Annotated in this window: 15 protein-coding genes; 7 read left to right on the top strand and 8 right to left on the bottom strand. The window is 70.2% G+C overall.

Translation table 11 applies throughout. The features are described from left to right. Positions 1 to 22 precede the first annotated feature (22 nt). Together AC1DMN_RS16500 and AC1DMN_RS16505 are read right to left on the bottom strand one after the other, a co-directional pair. On the bottom strand, positions 23 to 490 hold the full coding sequence (locus AC1DMN_RS16500) for a DUF3237 domain-containing protein (RefSeq protein ID WP_441975532.1): 468 nt from the start codon (positions 488 to 490) through the stop codon (positions 23 to 25). After that, positions 487 to 2148: a CocE/NonD family hydrolase gene (locus AC1DMN_RS16505; RefSeq protein WP_477230486.1), complete on the bottom strand. Its 1662-nt coding sequence runs from the start codon at positions 2146 to 2148 to the stop codon at positions 487 to 489. Before AC1DMN_RS16505 ends, AC1DMN_RS16500 begins: the two co-directional genes overlap by 4 nt. 192 nt (positions 2149 to 2340) lie before the next feature. Between AC1DMN_RS16505 and AC1DMN_RS16510 the strand changes: the two genes are divergently transcribed. The 7 genes from AC1DMN_RS16510 to hrpB all read left to right on the top strand — a co-directional run bounded on the left by AC1DMN_RS16510 (position 2341) and on the right by hrpB (position 9551). Then, the gene (locus AC1DMN_RS16510) at positions 2341 to 2919 is read left to right on the top strand and encodes a TetR/AcrR family transcriptional regulator (RefSeq protein ID WP_477384612.1); all 579 of its coding nucleotides are present in this window, start codon (positions 2341 to 2343) and stop codon (positions 2917 to 2919) included. 255 nt (positions 2920 to 3174) lie between these two features. Next, positions 3175 to 3603: a MarR family winged helix-turn-helix transcriptional regulator gene (locus AC1DMN_RS16515; RefSeq protein ID WP_477384614.1), complete on the top strand. Its 429-nt coding sequence runs from the start codon at positions 3175 to 3177 to the stop codon at positions 3601 to 3603. Between the two features lie 128 nt (positions 3604 to 3731). Beyond that, positions 3732 to 4424, top strand: a complete 693-nt coding sequence (locus AC1DMN_RS16520) for a DUF222 domain-containing protein (RefSeq protein ID WP_441975528.1) — start codon at positions 3732 to 3734, stop codon at positions 4422 to 4424. Next, a complete protein-coding gene (locus tag AC1DMN_RS16525; protein WP_477230487.1) occupies positions 4421 to 4846 on the top strand; it encodes a DUF222 domain-containing protein in 426 nt (141 codons plus the stop codon). Before AC1DMN_RS16520 ends, AC1DMN_RS16525 begins: the two co-directional genes overlap by 4 nt. Beyond that, entirely contained in the window at positions 4843 to 5076 is a 234-nt protein-coding gene (locus AC1DMN_RS16530; protein WP_477230488.1) for an HNH endonuclease, read from the top strand. Before AC1DMN_RS16525 ends, AC1DMN_RS16530 begins: the two co-directional genes overlap by 4 nt. Positions 5077 to 5273: 197 nt before the next feature. Beyond that, positions 5274 to 6890, top strand: a complete 1617-nt coding sequence (locus tag AC1DMN_RS16535) for an SPFH domain-containing protein (protein WP_441975526.1) — start codon at positions 5274 to 5276, stop codon at positions 6888 to 6890. Positions 6891 to 6962: 72 nt separating this feature from the next. Beyond that, complete coding sequence (hrpB, locus tag AC1DMN_RS16540) at positions 6963 to 9551, top strand: ATP-dependent helicase HrpB (protein WP_477230489.1); 2589 nt, start codon at positions 6963 to 6965, stop codon at positions 9549 to 9551. A gap of 127 nt (positions 9552 to 9678) precedes the next feature. On the opposite strand, the gene AC1DMN_RS16545 is transcribed toward hrpB, so the two are convergent. From AC1DMN_RS16545 to AC1DMN_RS16570, 6 genes are all read right to left on the bottom strand, one after another. Beyond that, a complete protein-coding gene (locus AC1DMN_RS16545) occupies positions 9679 to 10392 on the bottom strand; it encodes an MmpS family transport accessory protein (RefSeq protein WP_477230490.1) in 714 nt (237 codons plus the stop codon). A 125-nt stretch (positions 10393 to 10517) separates the two neighbouring features. Next, positions 10518 to 11252 carry an ABC transporter permease gene (locus AC1DMN_RS16550; protein ID WP_477230491.1) on the bottom strand — a complete coding sequence of 245 codons (735 nt, stop codon included), beginning with the start codon at positions 11250 to 11252 and terminating at the stop codon, positions 10518 to 10520. Next, on the bottom strand, positions 11249 to 12022 hold the full coding sequence (locus AC1DMN_RS16555; protein WP_440735066.1) for an ABC transporter ATP-binding protein: 774 nt from the start codon (positions 12020 to 12022) through the stop codon (positions 11249 to 11251). Before AC1DMN_RS16555 ends, AC1DMN_RS16550 begins: the two co-directional genes overlap by 4 nt. A 251-nt stretch (positions 12023 to 12273) precedes the next feature. Then, positions 12274 to 12861, bottom strand: coding sequence for a TetR/AcrR family transcriptional regulator (locus AC1DMN_RS16560; protein WP_378804686.1), 588 nt, complete (start codon positions 12859 to 12861; stop codon positions 12274 to 12276). A 55-nt stretch (positions 12862 to 12916) separates the two neighbouring features. Next, positions 12917 to 14419, bottom strand: a complete 1503-nt coding sequence (locus AC1DMN_RS16565; RefSeq protein ID WP_477384616.1) for an L-serine ammonia-lyase, iron-sulfur-dependent, subunit alpha — start codon at positions 14417 to 14419, stop codon at positions 12917 to 12919. Continuing rightward, on the bottom strand, positions 14416 to 15889 hold a 1474-nt coding region (locus AC1DMN_RS16570; protein WP_477384618.1), incomplete at its 5' end, for a sensor histidine kinase. The genes AC1DMN_RS16570 and AC1DMN_RS16565, both read right to left, overlap by 4 nt.

A 15889-nucleotide genomic window follows, 5' to 3' on the forward strand; every position in this document is an offset into this window, starting at 1 on the left:
GCCGTGTTCGGGCGGAGGGGAGTCAGCGGACGACGAAGACCCTGATGCGGATCTGCTGGTCTTCGTCCCGAGCTAGGCCGAGGAACTGGTGCTCGGCGAGCCAGCGATGTGCGGGAGCGTCGGTCTGGAACACGGGCGCGGTGCGGAAGTACGGGCTGTCTGGGTTCTCGGTCTCCCGGTAGTAGCCGCGGTTCAGGATGTCGATTGTCGCGCCGTCGTCGGTGCGGAGAAGATACCGCGCCTCGAGCTGGAACGTATCGTCGCGCTGGACGGACCAGTCTCCGCCGCCGGCGAGGACCTCGCCGCGCAGCAGCGGGCCGTCCACGGTGCCCCCGGTGATCGGCGTGAAAGCGAGCCGCTCGTTCGCGCCGCGGCCCACGTGCAGGTCGGCCGCGACGTCGACGCGGATCTCGAAGGCGAACTCCAGCAGCGGTTCCCGCAGGGGGTCACGCTCGGTCGTCTGTGGCGGGTGCTCGGGGTTCGGGGTCATGCGAGCTCTCCTTGCAGGATCGAGACGGTGAGGCGAAGGCCGTCAGGCCCACCGAGGAAGACCGTCTGCAGGTTGCGCGCGGTCGCGCCGCCCTGCCACGGGTCGCCTCCGGTGCCGGTCTGGGGGATGAACTCCGGGTAGTCGCTGCTGGATACGTGCAGCCGGAGGCGATGCCCGGCGCGGAGTCGGTAGCCAGCCTGTCCCAGGTCGATCTCGAGATCCCCTGGGTCGTAGGCCTGCTGCAGCTGCCGCTGCCCCCGCGCGATCCGCAGGGCAGAGCCGTCGGGCCGGAGGTCCAGGAGCCGGAGGAACAGATCCATGACGGGACCATCCGAAGACACCCGGGCCCGAGCCGTGACCGGCCCGACAAGGTCGACGTCTTGCGTGACGGGGTCTGATGTGAAGACGATCACGTCGTCACGGTCACCGATCGGTGCCTCGTCGGGCAGCTCCCGCAAGAACGAGAACGCGTCTTCCGCGCTGGACGGCACCAGGTCGGCGGGGTCGTGGATCCACGTCTTGGTGCTCGGCGGCTCGTCCACGTTCGCCGCGATCCGCAGAGTGCCGTCTGCGATGGCGACCAGCGCGGTTTCGCGGACGCCTTGCGGCGGCCAGGTGTCGCTGACTCGTTGCTCGTGTGTTCCGGCAAGGTTCCAGCTCACTCGTGGGATCGAAGCGATGTCCCCATTGCCGCGTACGTAGATCTCGAAGAACGCCAGGGCGGGATCCAGCGTGCGCGGCAGCAGTGCACGCACCTGATCCTCGCTGCGCTCCGAGACTCGATCGCTGTCGGGCTCGAGCAGCTCGTGTCCCTCATGGTCGATGGACTCGATCCGGAGATGGTGGTGTGCGGCCCAGGCCGGGTGCTTCTCGACCTCAGCGACGTCGGCCCAGCTCAACGGCGCACAGTTGTCCCACCAGCCGATCGTGTGCAGAACCGGAACGGAACGTGCGGCGAACGGGGTGCCCTGGGGGAAGCGTGGCAGGAGCACGGGCCGGGGATACCACTGGTCATACGAGATCGAGCGCTCGCCCACCTCTGTGAGGAACTGCTCGACCTGCGTCGCGAATTCACGCCGACTCCAGTCAGGCTCCCACAGATACGTGTCGTTCCCGTGGAAATGGCTCACGGGATACAGGTACGTCACGGCCCACTCCACACCACCGGCGCGTTCGTCGGCTCGTCGGCGCACCGGCTCGCCGAGCAGCGTGCCCGTCACTCGGGGCGCGATGGCCTTGAGTGCCGGGTGACCGCTCGCGGCTGCCGCCCACTGGGTGTAGCCGTAGTAGCTGTCACCCCACATCGCAACACGACCATTGGACCACGGCTGACGCACGATCCAGTCGAGAGTGTCCTCCCCGTCACGCACCTCGTTGACGAACAGCAGCGCCTCACCTTCGGAACGGAACTTGCCCCGGACATCCTGTGCGACGACACGGTAGCCGTGCGCCATGAAGTACTCGGCCACGAGGGGGATGAACGCGTAGTCACCGCTCTTGTCGTAAGGCAGACGGATCAGGATCGCATCACCCGGCACCGCGTCGCCGCCTGGGACGTACACATCGGTCGCGAGCCGAACGCCATCACGCATGCTCACCTGCTCCGGTCGAGCGAGCGGGCTCACCGGTGCCGGTGCGATGCGAGTGAAACGAACCATGTCTCTCCTTCGGGACGAAGCGGTTGCGGACGTCGGCATGCAGCCTTCGGGTGGGTCGTCCGGAGCGATGCGCGGGCTGTGAGAGTGACGATATGAGCGAAATCTAACTTAGTCAAGTCCGACTAGACTAGAAACATCGGAATCATAGGGATATTCTGCGAAGGTCGATCTCCCGAAGGCGAAAGGACCCGCATGGCACGTCCGACCGTCGCCGCCGAGCGCCGCGACCAGATCATCGAAGCGACGATGCAGGCACTGGCACAGCACGGCGTTGCCGGCGCTTCGCTGGACCGCATCGCGGAGGCCGCCGGGATGTCTCGAGGGCACGTACGCCATTTCGTCGGCAACCGAGACCAGCTGCTCGCAGAGACCGCGAGGCATGTGTTCAGCGACGAGGACGGGCAGCCCACGATCCTCCCGCGAACAGTCGCGACTTTTCGCGGCGCCCTTGACTTCCTATTCGGCGAAGAATTCACAAGATCCGACGCGGAGAACGCTATCGTCCTCGGCTTCGTCGAGCTGTCACGGAAGCAACCARCAATCGCTGAGATCCTCTCCGAAGCGTATGCGCGGACTCGTCAGCAACTTTCGGACCTCGCTGCGGAGGAGTTTCCAGATGCCGGGCCCGACCGCCGCGCGTCCGTGGCCGATGGGACGCTTTCCGCTGCGCTCGGAAACGTCTTCATGGGCGACTTCGACCCGGACGCCGGACGAACGATGCGGGTTCGATCGGCAGTCGAAGTCCTCGTGGCGACACTCCTCGTCATGTGAGCGCCGGGGAGCATCCGCCAGCAAGGCCGAATACATCGAATCCGTTCTTATGAATCCACCCAGACCGTGACCAAACCGTTGCATTCGTTACCCCGCCGTTATAGATTGATCGCACGGTGAAAGTTTGCTGTGGCTCTCATCGCATGTGATTGCAGGACACTCTTGGTGCAAGGGACAAAGGCCGGTCGGAAGCCTCTCCGACCGGCCTTTACTGCGCTCGCGCCCGACGTCCCCGCCGGCGGATATCCTGAGGCGATGAGCGACCGGAAGCTGGCCCTGGCCGCGTGGGAGACCCTCTTCCGCGCCCAGCACGAGATCTTCACCGAGATGTCGACCGACTTCGAGGGCGCCGAGCTCTCGGCGGCCGAATACGACGTGCTGCTCACCGTCACCCGCTGCGCGTCGCACACSGCMCGCCTGCGCGARGTCACGGCGAACATGCTGATCAGCCAGCCCAGYGTCTCGCGACTSGTCGAYCGSATGGTCRCSCGSGGACTGCTSGAGAAGTGCCCGGATCCGGAGGACGGACGCGGATCCCTCGTGCACGCGACCGAGACGGGAAGGCGCGCCTTCCGCCAGCTGGCCACCGCGCACGGCCGTTCGATCGCCGAGCGCATGTCGACCCTGGACGACGAGGAACTGCGCACGCTGACGACGCTGGCGGAGAAGCTGCGCCGACGATGAATACGGACGGATCTATGAAAGTCGCCGTCGATCGCCTTCGTTCCGTCACAGTTGTCATTCTAGGAAAGTTCTCCACAACTTTCGTAGATATGTTTGAATGTCGAGGACGTGCGGCGTAGAATCGGGGCATGACCGGACATCTCCATCCCCTGCATGAGGCGCTGCAGCGTCTCGATGAGGTGTGGGGCGGAGCCGGCGACGCGGGTGAGCTCTCCCGCACGCAGCTGATGGCCGCGACGGAGGCGCTCGGGCTCCTGCATCGCCGGTCCGGAGCGATGATCGCCGAGGTCGCCGCCTGCGTGGCACACGAGTCCCGCACCGAACTGGGAGCGGACTCGCTCGCGAAGGAGCAAGGATTCCGCAACGCCGCGCAGCTGATCGCCACAACGACGGGTGCTACCGCCGGCGACGCGTCGCGGCTGGTCAAGGTCGGCGAGGCCACGGCCCCGCGCACCAACCTGATCGGGGAGCCCGTGCCGGCGAAGTATCCGGCGGCTCAGCGAGCCCTCTCCTCAGGCGCGCTGAGCGCTCAGGCGGCCGCAGTGATCATCGCTCTGCTCGACCGGGTACGCCTGAAGATCGGCGCGGCGCGGACCGCCGAGGCCGAGCGGCTGCTGGTGGACAAGGCGGCGGGCCTGTCGCACGACGACGTGCGTCGGCTGGTGACCCGCGCCGAGGCGTGGCTGGATCCGGACGGGGTCGCCCCGCGAGAGCAGGATCAGCGCGACCGCCAGTCGCTTCCATCTACGAGTGCGACGGGCACATCCATCTCGACGGCGACTTCGACGCCGCGCACGGCGCCCCCATCGTCGCTGCGGTGAACGGATACGTGTCGGCGCTGTTCGCCGCGCAGAAGAACCAGCTCGACCCGGACGCACCCGAAGCCGACCATCGTTCCGTCGCCGCGCTGCGCGCCGAGGCGCTCAGTGAGCTTTGCGCGCACGCCCTCGGCTGCGAGAACGATGCGCCTGCTCTGGCCGGCGCGACCGTGGTGGTGCGCGTCGACCTGAAGGACCTCGCCGACGGCACCGGATACGCCACGATCGACGGATCCGACCTCCCGCTCAGCATCGGCGCCGCCCGGCAGCTCGCCGCCAGCGGCGGCGTCATCCCTGCGTGCTCGGTACAGACAGCGAGATCCTCGACTACGGACGCCGGCTGCGGTTCTTCACCACCGCGCAGCGCCTCGCCCTCGCCGAACGCGACGGCGGCTGTGCGATGTGCGGACTGCCGCCGTCGATGACCCGCGCTCATCACATCCGCTGGTGGAGACGCGACGCCGGGCCTACGAACCTCGAGAACGGGATCCTGCTCTGCGAGAGCTGCCACCATCGCATACACGACAACGCCTGGGAGATCCGGATCGAGGGCAAGGGCAGGCGCAGTCGGGTCTGGTTCATCCCACCCCTGCACGTCGATCCCCTCCGCACGCCGCGGCTCGGGGGCAGAGCACGGTACGAGCTCGCGGCCTGAGATCGGGGCGGTACGCCAGAGTGCCACGGCGGGGGCGTGTGTTCGCCAGCGGCGGGGGCTGATCCTGACGCCCCAGAGTTCCTCGTGCGCGCATGGCTGCAGGATGYAGCGTCGCTCACGGCTGCTTCATAGCTTCTGGCATAGTCGTTCCTGACGCCCTCCTGACGGGCGACCGGAGAACACACACAGGAGTGCATATGGACCCCGCCGCCCTCGTCGGGTTGCTCATCATCATCGGGGCCGCGATCGTCGGCGTCGTCATCGTCCTTCTCGTCGTGCTGCTGCTCGCGCGCAGCTGGATCAAGGTCGCCCGCGCCGATGAGGCGCTGGTGATCTCGGGCCGCAAGCAGAAGGTGCAGCGCGCCACCCTGCTGCCCGACGGATCCACGAGCTCCGAGATGTCCGAGTCGCCGGTCACCGTCATCGTGAACGGCAAGTCGCTGGTCAACCCGATCACGCAGCGCCACGAGATCATCTCCCTGCGTTCGCGCCAGGTGCTGCTGAACGCCGAGGCGCAGTCGCTCGACAGCGTCACGCTGAACGTCGATGGCGTCGCGATCGTGAAGATCGGATCTGACCCCCTGTTCGTGCGCCGCGCCGCCGAGCGCTTCGCTTCTCAGGACAAGGCCATCGAGCAGTTCACCACCGAGCAGCTCGAGGGCGCCCTCCGCGGCATCGTCGCGACCCTCTCGGTCGTCGAGCTCATGCGCGAGCGCAAGAAGTTCTCCGATCAGATCGCCGCCGACGTCTCGCAGGAGCTCGCCGAGCAGGGCCTGATTCTCGACTCGTTCCAGATCAAGGGCATCACCGACAAGGTCGGCTACATCCAGTCSCTCGGYGCKCCKGAGATCCAGGCGAAGCGACARGCCGCCGAGATCGCGCAGACSAACGCCGACCGCGCGATCAATCAGAAGCTCATCTCCAACCAGGAGGCGAACCTCGTCGAGCAGACCGCTCTCGACACCAACACCGCCAATGCCGCCGCCGGAGTCGGCCGGGCGCGCGCCGAGGCGGAGCAGGCGGAGCAGCTCGCCCGCGCGCAGGCCGAGCAGGCGGTCCTGCAGCAGCAGGCCGAGAACAAGCAGGCCCAGCTCGACGCCGACGTCAAGCGCGTCGCCGACGCCCAGCGCTACGAGGCGGAGACCCGCGCCCAGGCCGAGCTCTACACGCGCGAGCGCGCCGCCGAGGCCGCCGCGATCGAGCAGATCAAGCAGGCCGAGGCGTCCACCCGCATCGCCGAGCAGCAGGCGCAGTCCGACAAGGCCCGCGCCGACGGCGAGGCGGCCGCCGCGATCGCCAAGGCCACCGGTGAAGCCACGTCTCTGCGCGCGCAGGCCGATGCGCAGGCGGAGGCCCGCCGCGTGCGCGCCACCGCCGAAGCCGACGCGATCCGCGCCGAGGGCGAGGCGAAGGCCGCCGCCGTCGAGGCCGAGGCGAAGGCCATCGCGTCCAACCAGGAGGCGTTCCTCTCGCAGCGCGTGCTCGAGGTGCTGCCGTCGATCATGGCCGAGTTCGCCAAGGGCTACTCCACGATCGGCAATGTGTCGATCATCGGCGGGTCCGGTGACGACGGCGCATCCAGCGTCGTCGGCGGCGACAGTGCCAAGGCGCTGCGCAGCGTGTTCGACAGCGTGCACGCCGCGACCGGGCTCGATCTCGCCGGCATCATCCAGGGCCAGGCCGTGGGCCGCGGCTTCGGTGCCGGTCTCGCCCAGTCCGAGACGCACCACTCGGCCGCGCACGCGGGCGGCGCCGCAGTGAGGGCGACCGCGCCCGCCACGCGCGCGGCGAAGGAAGACGAGACCGCGGAGTAACGCCACTCCACGAACGGCGCTCGGATCCTTCGGGGTCCGGGCGCCGTGCTCGTTTCGCGGCAGACTGGACGGATGACCTCTGCGCCCTTCGACCTCGGTTCGATCGGCACGGGGCTGTCCTTCGCCGCGGCCCTCGACGAGGTCACCGCGGCGCTCGACGCCGGCACGGCTCTCGTCATCAGCGCACCGCCCGGAACCGGCAAGACCACGCTGATCCCGCCTCTGCTTGCCTCCCGCGCTCCGGGCCGCGTGATCGTCACCCAGCCGCGCCGCGTCGCGGCCAGGGCGGCGGCGCGCCGGCTCGCGCAGCTCGACGGCTCGCCACTCGGCACCCGGGTCGGCTTCACCGTGCGCGGTGAGCGCTCCGTGAGCCGCGACACCCGCGTCGAGTTCGTGACCGCGGGCGTGCTGCTGCGTCGCATGCTCGACGATCCCGGCCTCGACGGCGTGGATGCGGTCGTCATCGACGAGGTGCATGAACGCGCCCTCGAGACGGACCTCCTGATCGGACTGCTCGGCGAGGTGCGCGAACTGCGTGACGACCTGACCCTCGTCGCGATGTCGGCGACGCTCGACGCCGCGCGGATCGCCGCTGCGCTCGGAAGCGACACCGTGCCGGCGCAGATCGTCGAGCACACGGTCCCGGCGCATCCGCTCACCGAGCGCTGGGCGCCGAGCCCCGTCCCCCGGCTGGATGAGAGGGGCGTCACCTGGGGATTCCTCGATCACGTGGCGCGGACCGCGGCGTCCGCCGCCGGTGACCTCATCCGCGAGGACCCCACCGCCGACGTGCTGGTCTTCGCACCGGGGGCGCGCGAGGTCGCCGAGATCGCACGCCGCCTGCGTGACGACGGCCGAGAGTTCGACGTCCGCGAGCTGCACGGGCAGATCCCGGCGGCGGAGCAGGATGCGGTGATCCGCGGGTGCCGCGCATCCGACCCGCCGCGCATCATCGTCACCACCTCCCTTGCCGAGTCGTCGCTCACCGTGCCGGGCGTGCGCCTCGTGGTCGACAGCGGCCTGTCCCGGTTCCCGCAGCGCGACACGGCACGCGGCATGAGCGGACTGGTGACCGCCGCCGCCGCCCGCTCCTCCGCGGTGCAGCGCGCAGGACGCGCCACACGACAGGGCCCTGGCACGGTCATCCGCTGCCTCGACGAGCGCACCTTCGCGGCAGCGCCGGCCCGGCCGGCGCCCGAGATCGCGACCGCGGACCTCGCCGACGCCGCACTGCTCCTGGCCTGCTGGGGCGCACCGGGCGGCACGGGGCTGCGGCTGATCGATCCACTCCCCGCCGACTCCCTCGCCGAGGCCCAGCGCGTGCTGCACGATCTCGGCGCGACCGATGCCGACGGCCGCGCGACCGCCGAAGGACGGGTGCTGGCCCGGATCCCGGTCGACCCCCGCCTCGCCCGCGCCCTGATCGAGGGCAGCCGACTCGTGGGCGCCCGGCTGGCCCCAGAGGTCGTCGCCCTGCTCGGCGGGGACCTGCGCGTGCCCGATGCGGACGTCGCCGGCGCGATCGTCGCCCTGCGGAACGGCCGAGCACCGGACGCCCGCCGCTGGGCACAGGAGGCCGAACGGCTGCGGCGCTTCATCCCGCCCCCGTCCCGGTCACCGCAGTCGCCGCTGCCGCCGCAGCCGCCCGCCCAAGGCGGGGTCGGTGAGGCAGGACTCGTGATCGCCCTCGCGTTCCCCGCGCGCGTGGCGCGGCGGGTCGAACGCACCGCGGACGGAGCGACGTTCCTGCTGGCCTCCGGAACCCGTGCCGGCGTRCGGCCRCCSCTCGCRGACGTGGAATGGCTYGCCGTCGCCGACGTCGCGCGCGCCTCCGGGCGGGTGGCGGGCGCATCAGGGGCCGTGATCCGGGCCGCCGCCGCGATCACAGAGACGCAGGTGGAGCGGGCCGCCGATCATCTGATCACGGACCAGGTCGAGGCGCAGTTCGTGAGCGGCAAGGTCGCCGCCCGGCGAGAGCGCCGGGTGGGCGCGATCGTGCGCTCATCCGTGCCGATCCGGCCGAGCGCACAGGAGGGCCATGACGCGGTGCGATGCGCCCTGCGAGCAGACGGTCTCGAGGTCTTCACCTGGTCCGAGGGCGCGGACCAGCTGCGCCGCCGGCTCGCCCTGCTGCGACACGCGCTCGGCCCCGGATGGCCCGACGTCTCCGACGACGCACTGACCGCCGCCCTCGACGACTGGCTCGGCCCGGAGATCGACGCACTCGCGACCGGAACCCCGACGGCGCGGATCGACCTCGGCCCGGCGCTGCGCCGGCTGCTGCCGTGGCCCGCCGCCGCGGAGTTCGACACGCTCGCGCCGGAGCGTCTGGAAGTGCCGAGCGGATCCCGGATCCGGATCGAGTATCCGCCCCATGACGACCCGACGGCCCGCCCGGTGGTCGCGGTGAAGCTGCAGGAGTGCTTCGGCTGGGCCGAGACTCCGCGGCTGGCCGGAGGGCGCGTCCCCGTGCTCTTCCACCTGCTCTCCCCCGCCGGGCGCCCGCTGGCCGTCACCGACGATCTCGCGTCGTTCTGGTCGGGCCCGTACGCCCAGGTGCGCGCCGAGATGCGCGGGCGCTATCCGAAGCACCCCTGGCCGGAGGACCCCTGGCAGGCCGCGCCGACCCGGCACACGAAGAACCGCGCCGCGCGCGACTAGGACGTGCGCCGGCGCCCGCTAGCCAACCGGAAACGCACTTCGGGTGCTACGGATGGGGATCCGTAGCACCCGAATTCTGTGCGCCCGCTGCGGCTACACGATCAAGCCAGCATCAGCGATCGCGCTTCTAATGGCCGCCAACGTTGCTCGCGGTGCACGAGGCAACGGCTACCTGGCCGCTGGCGGTCTGCTCCGAGACGACCTTGCCATCAACCGTGATCTTGCAGCCGATGTCGCCGCTCTCCATACCGCCGACGGCGCTCACTGAGAAGACGTTGACGTCCAGAAGACCATCCTTCTTAGCCGTCAGCGTCTTCGTCCACGGCAGGGCCTGACCCGATGCTGTCGCGGACTGCACGGTGCCGTTGTCCAACGTCGAGTATGTGACGGTTGCGTCCGGGATGGTGCCGGTGATCTCGTAGACGATCGTCACTTCTCCGGCAGCGGGAGCAGTCGACGTGCTGTCGGCGCTGGACTGTGGGGCGGAGCTCGGCCCGGCGCTGGCCGCCGCGGACTCCACAGCGTTGCTGACCGCGCTGGCGAATGCAGCCGTGTACACGATCGCAAGCACGATGGAGAGAATGATCGCCACCGCCGAGACGATCGTCCCGGCAAGGGCGACGCCCTTACGCCGGTTCTTCTGTACAAGCGCAATGATGCCGAGGATCAGGCCGACCAGTCCGAGGACCCATGCGACGTAGTTCAGGAAGGGGATGACCGCGCCCACCAGGGCGAGGATGCCCAGGATCAGAGCCGCGATGCCCAGCCCGCTACCCGACTTCTGCGGAGTTTGCGGCGCGTATGGCTGCTGTTCTGGCGTGATCGGCGGCTGAAAAGTCATAGTCGGGTACGAGCTTCCTGTGGGGCGACAAACATCGCGGCTTACGGGAGATTCAAAGGAAACTTGACGCTACCACACAGCTTCAGAGTGGTGACACACAAGATCCGGAGCGGTCGTCGACTCGCTCAGGTGGTGCGCCGGCGCAGCGTGAGCGGCGCGAGAACGAGGAACGCCACGGCGAAGCACGCCACGATCAGCACCGGACGCCACAAGTCCCAGTGACCGGTGCCCGCCGTCACCGCCTGGATCGCATCGATCGCGTGGCTGAGCGGCAGCCAGTCGGAGATGGCGTACAGCACATCGGGCATCTTGTCGCGCGGCATGAACAGCCCGCCCAGGATGATCTGCGGGAACACCAGCAGCGGCATGAACTGCACCGCCTGGAACTCGGTCTGTGCGAACGCGCTCGCGAGCAGTCCGAGCGAGGTGCCCAGCACGGCGTCCACGACCGCGACCAGACCGAGCTGCCAGAGGGGCCCGTCCACAGTGAGCCCGCAGACGTACACCGCGAATGCGACCGTGACGACGGCCTGCAGCACCGCCATCAGCCCGAACGCGAGCGCGTATCCCAGCACGAAGTCGGCCTTGCCGAGCGGAGTGGTCATGAGTCGCTCGAGCGTCCCCGACCGCCGTTCGCGCAGGGTCGTGATCGAGCTCACGAGGAACATCACGATGAACGGGAACAGCGCCAGGATCGCGCCGCCGAACTTGTCGAACACGCCGCTCGAGTCCGTGAAGAGCCAGGCGAACAGCCCGACCAGCAGGCTCGGCGCGATCACCATGAGTGCGATCGAGCGCGGGTCGTGCCGCAGCTGCGTGAGCACCCGGCCCGCCGTCGCGAACAGCCGGCGCGGATTCATGATGCCGCCGCCTCACGCTGCTGCCGGCGGGTATGCGGCTGCGCACCGCTCTCCGCGGCCTCGTCCCGGGCGATGAGCACGAGGAACGCCTGCTCCGGATCGGTCTTGCCGGTGTCCGCCAGCAGCTCGGCCGGCGTCGTGTCGGACACGATCCGCCCCTCGCGCATGAGCAGCAGCCGGTCGCAGCGCAGCGCCTCGTCCATCACGTGGCTCGAGACGACCATCGTCGTGCCGGCCTCGGCGATCCTGCGGAACAGATCCCACAGCTCCGAACGCAGCACGGGGTCCAGGCCCACGGTCGGCTCGTCGAGCACCACGAGCTCGGGCGACCCCAGCAGCGCCACCCCGAGCGACACCCGGTTCGCCTGCCCGCCGCTGAGCGCCGACACCTGCTGCCCGGCATACGGCGTCAGCCCGACCTGCTCCATGACGCGGTCGGCGTCGGCGTGGCCGACCCCGAGAACGGCGGCGAAGTAGCGCAGATTCTGCCGCACCGTGAGGTCGGAGTACACGGCGGCGCCCTGGGTGCCATAGGCGACACGGTGGCGCAGCGCAGCGGATCCCGCGGGCAGCCCGAGCACCTCGACTTTCCCGGAGCGGATCCGCTGCACGCCCACGATCGCGCGCATGAGCGTCGTCTTGCCGCAGCCGGACGGGCCGAGCAGCCCCGTCACCTCGCCGCGGGGAATGGTCAGCGCGAGCCCGTCGAACACGTCGTGCCGGCCGCGCCGCACATGCAGCCCGTCGATCACCACCGCGTTATTCATCATGTGATGAATTATGGATCCGGGAGAGGCGAGGGTCAAGGGTCGACGGGGTTGAGCGAGCACGGGCACGTGCCTCCCTCGGGGTCGTTGAGCGAGCACCGGCGCAGCCGGAGCGAGACGAAACGCGTGCCCTGCGAGGTGTGCAAGAGCACCGCGTTTCGTCTCGGTCGCCTGCGGCGTCCTCGCTCAACGACCCCGAAGGTTCAGTCGCGCTGCGCGCGTCCTCGCTCAACGACCAGACAAGGCCGGGCGCGTCAATCGAACAGGTAGCGCTGGATCGTCGGTCCGATGCGCGCGACGAGCTCGTCGATCGGGGCGTCGGCGATCGGCTGCAGCCTCACCACGTACCGCGTCACGATCAGCCCGGCCATCTGAGAGGCGACGAGCGTGGCCCGCAGCGCGGCATCGGGCACCTCGAGAAGCGCCGTGATCCGGCCGATCAGCTCACGTGAGAGGAAGCCGACCAGCACGGGCGACATCGCCTTGGATCCGAGCGCAACGCGGATCATCGTCACTCCGCGCCGGCGCACGTCCGGGCGCTCGAACGCCTCCAGCACATAGCGCACCACGCGCTCACCGACCTCGTCGCGGGGCCCCTGCACGATCGCCGGCACGTCCACATCGGGGCGCAGCGGGATGCCGACGACCTCCGCGAACAGATCCGCCTTGGCGCCGAAGTAATGGTGCACCAGCGCGGAGTCCACCTCCGCGCGCGCCGCGATCGCGCGGATCGTGGCGCCGTCGTAGCCGTTCTCGCCGAACTCGTGCTCCGCGGCGACGACGATCCGCTCCCGGGATCCGGACTCCCCTCTGGGGCGCCCGCGGCGACGCGTCGTGCTCATCTGCTCACCCTACGACGGGTGCGCGCAGGGCGCGCACCGGGGCTCAGAACTCGGCTCAGCACTCGATGACGTTCACCGCGAGGCCGCCCTCGCTCGTCTCCTTGTACTTGGTCGACATGTCCAGGCCGGTCTGCCGCATGGTCTCGACGACGGCGTCCAGCGAGACGTAATGCTGGCCGTCGCCGCGCAGCGCGAGCCGGGCCGCGGTCACGGCCGTGGAGGCGGCGATCGCGTTGCGCTCGATGCACGGGATCTGCACGAGCCCGCCGATCGGGTCGCAGGTCAGCCCGAGGTGGTGCTCCATGGCGATCTCGGCGGCGTTCTCGATCTGCCGGTTCGTGCCGCCCATCACGGCGGTCAGCCCGCCCGCGGCCATGGCGCACGCGGATCCGACCTCGGCCTGGCAGCCGCCCTCGGCGCCGGAGATCGRCGCATTCGCCTTGAACAGGGATCCGAGCGCGGTCGCGGTCAGAAGGAATCGGCGGATGCCGCGGCGGCGGTTGGCCTCCGCGAGCTCTTCGGGATCCTCGAGCGCACCGACCGCGACGAGCGACGCTTCCGCGCCGAAGCCGAGCAGCGCGCTGCCGACCAGCTCTCCGTACGGCGTGACGGCGTTGCCCGCGCCGAGACCGGAGTCGGCGAGGAAGCGCCACCAGTACATCGCCACGGCGGGAAGGATCCCCGCCGCGCCGTTGGTGGGGGCGGTGACCACCCGTCCGCCCGCGGCGTTCTCCTCGTTGACGGCGAGCGCGAACGCGCCCAACCACTCGCCGGGGATGGCGGGGTGACCATCTGACTCGACCTCGTCCAGCTGCTCGCGGATCGCACCGGCGCGACGCTTGACCTTGAGGATGCCGGGCAGCGTTCCCTCGGCGTGCAGGCCCGCATCGACGCAGGCGGACATGGCGTTCCAGATCGCGTCGAGCCCGGCCGCGACCTCCTCCTCGCTGCGCAGCGCCGTCTCGTTGAGCCGCGCGAGCTCGGCGATCGTCAGCCCGTTCTCGTCGCAGAGCTCGAGCAGCGAGGCGGCGTCGGCGTACCCGAAGGGGAAGGCCGCCTTCTCCAGGGAGCGGCCGGCCTCCTCCCCGTCGCGACGGATGAAGCCGCCGCCGATCGAGTAGTAGGTCTCCTGCGAGAGGTGGATCCCGTCCGCGTCGAGGGCACGCAGGGTCATCGCGTTGGGGTGGCCGGGCAGGCGTGTGCGCGGTTCGAACGTGATGTCGTCCTTCTCGAAGACGACGTTGTGCGTGCCGTTCAGAGCGAGAGAGGATCCGTCGGTCCAATCGGCCCAGGCGCGGCGCACATCGGCCGGGTCGCAGGTCTCCGGGGTGAGACCTCGCAGGCCGGCCACGACCGCATCGGGCGTGCCGTGGCCGAGGCCGGTCGCGCCGAGGGATCCGTAGAGCGAGCAGGTGATCCGCGCCACCTGCTGCAGCGTGCCGTTCGCCGCGAGCCGGGCGGCGAAGTCGACGCCGGCGCGCATCGGGCCCACGGTATGGGAGCTCGAAGGTCCTACACCGATGGAGAACAGATCGAAGGCCGAGACGTACGCAGTCACCCCTCCAGCGTAATCCGCCCCGAGCCTCCCGGATCCACGCCCGGATGCGCCGTCGGAAGCGTCACCACGAACGTCGCGCCAGGGCCCTCGCCGACCGCGATGGCACCGCCGTGGGCTTCGACCACGGCCTTCGCGATCGCCATGCCGAGACCGGTGCCGCCGCCCTCGCGGGAGCGCGAGGTCTCGCCCCGGGCGAAGCGCTCGAACACGGTCTCGCGCACCGCGTCGGGCAGGCCGGGGCCGTCGTCGGAGACCGTGAGGCGCACCGAGCCGGCCGTCTGCCCGGTCCGCCTCTCGTCCAGCCGCACGCGCACGGTCGTCCCGGCCGGGGTGTGCACCCTGGCGTTGGCGAGGAGGTTGTCGACGACCCGACGCAGATCCGCCGCATCGCCGCGGACGAGTGCCGGATCCTCACCGAGCTCCATGACCCAGGCGTGCTCAGCGCCGGCGATGCGGGCGGCGAGCACCGCCTCGGCGACGAGCAGCCGCAAGTCGACCTCGTCGCGCGCCAGCTCGGGCAGCGCGTCGAGGCGCGCGAGCAGGAGCAGCTGGTCGATGAGCGCGCCCATCCGCACACCCTCGACATCGATGAGCGCCGCGTTGCCGCGGACCTCCCGTTCCTCGGCGTCGGACCTCTCGGAGAGCTGGGCGTACGCGCGGATCGTGGCGAGCGGGGTGCGCAGTTCGTGGCTGGCATCCGCGACGAAGCGTCGCATCGTCGACTCGCTGGCCTCGCGCTGGGCGAGCGCGCTCTCCACGTGATCGAGCATGTCATTCAGGGCCGTGCCGACCTGGCCGACCTCGGCGGTCGAGGCGATGTCACTCGCGTCGACGCGCTCGGCGAGCCGTACCTCACCCCGATCCAGCGGCACCGCCGTGACCGCCGCCGCCGTGTGCGCGACGCGTCGCAGCGGGCGCAGCGCTCGGCCCATCGCGACCGCCGCGGCCGCCATCGCGAGTACGAAGCAGGCGGCGCCCACCAGCACCACCACGAGCGTCAGCCGCCCGGTCACCGCCGCCACCGAGTCCAGCGGCAGCGCCGTGACGACGCCCACACCGCTGGGCGTCGTGCGCCCGGCCACGCGGTATTCGCCGAGCGAACTGCCGAGGTCGACCGTGACCGGCGCGGTGCGGTCCGCGGATCCGGTGGGCAGGCGCGCTGCGAGGAGCCTCTTCTGCGCGGCGGTGAGATCGTGCCGCACGCCGTCGGAGGCGATCCAGCCGCCGAGCTCGAACGCGCCATCGCGGAAGATCGCCGTGATCGTGCCCGCCGACTGGCCGGGCGCCCCGACCACGTCGTTGCGGCTGGGTCGCGGGGGCGGCGTGGGCGCCGGCGTGGCGCCAGGGCTGGTCTGAGCTGTCGTCCCGGGCGTCGAACCCGGCCCGCGGCCCCCGGCGATGTCGGCCCCGCGCGCGGCCGCGCCGTTCAGGCGGGCGTCCACCTGCCCCAGCATGTAGTCGTGCAACGAC

It is taken from the genome of Microbacterium sp. 01T413_2, from assembly GCF_056398985.1.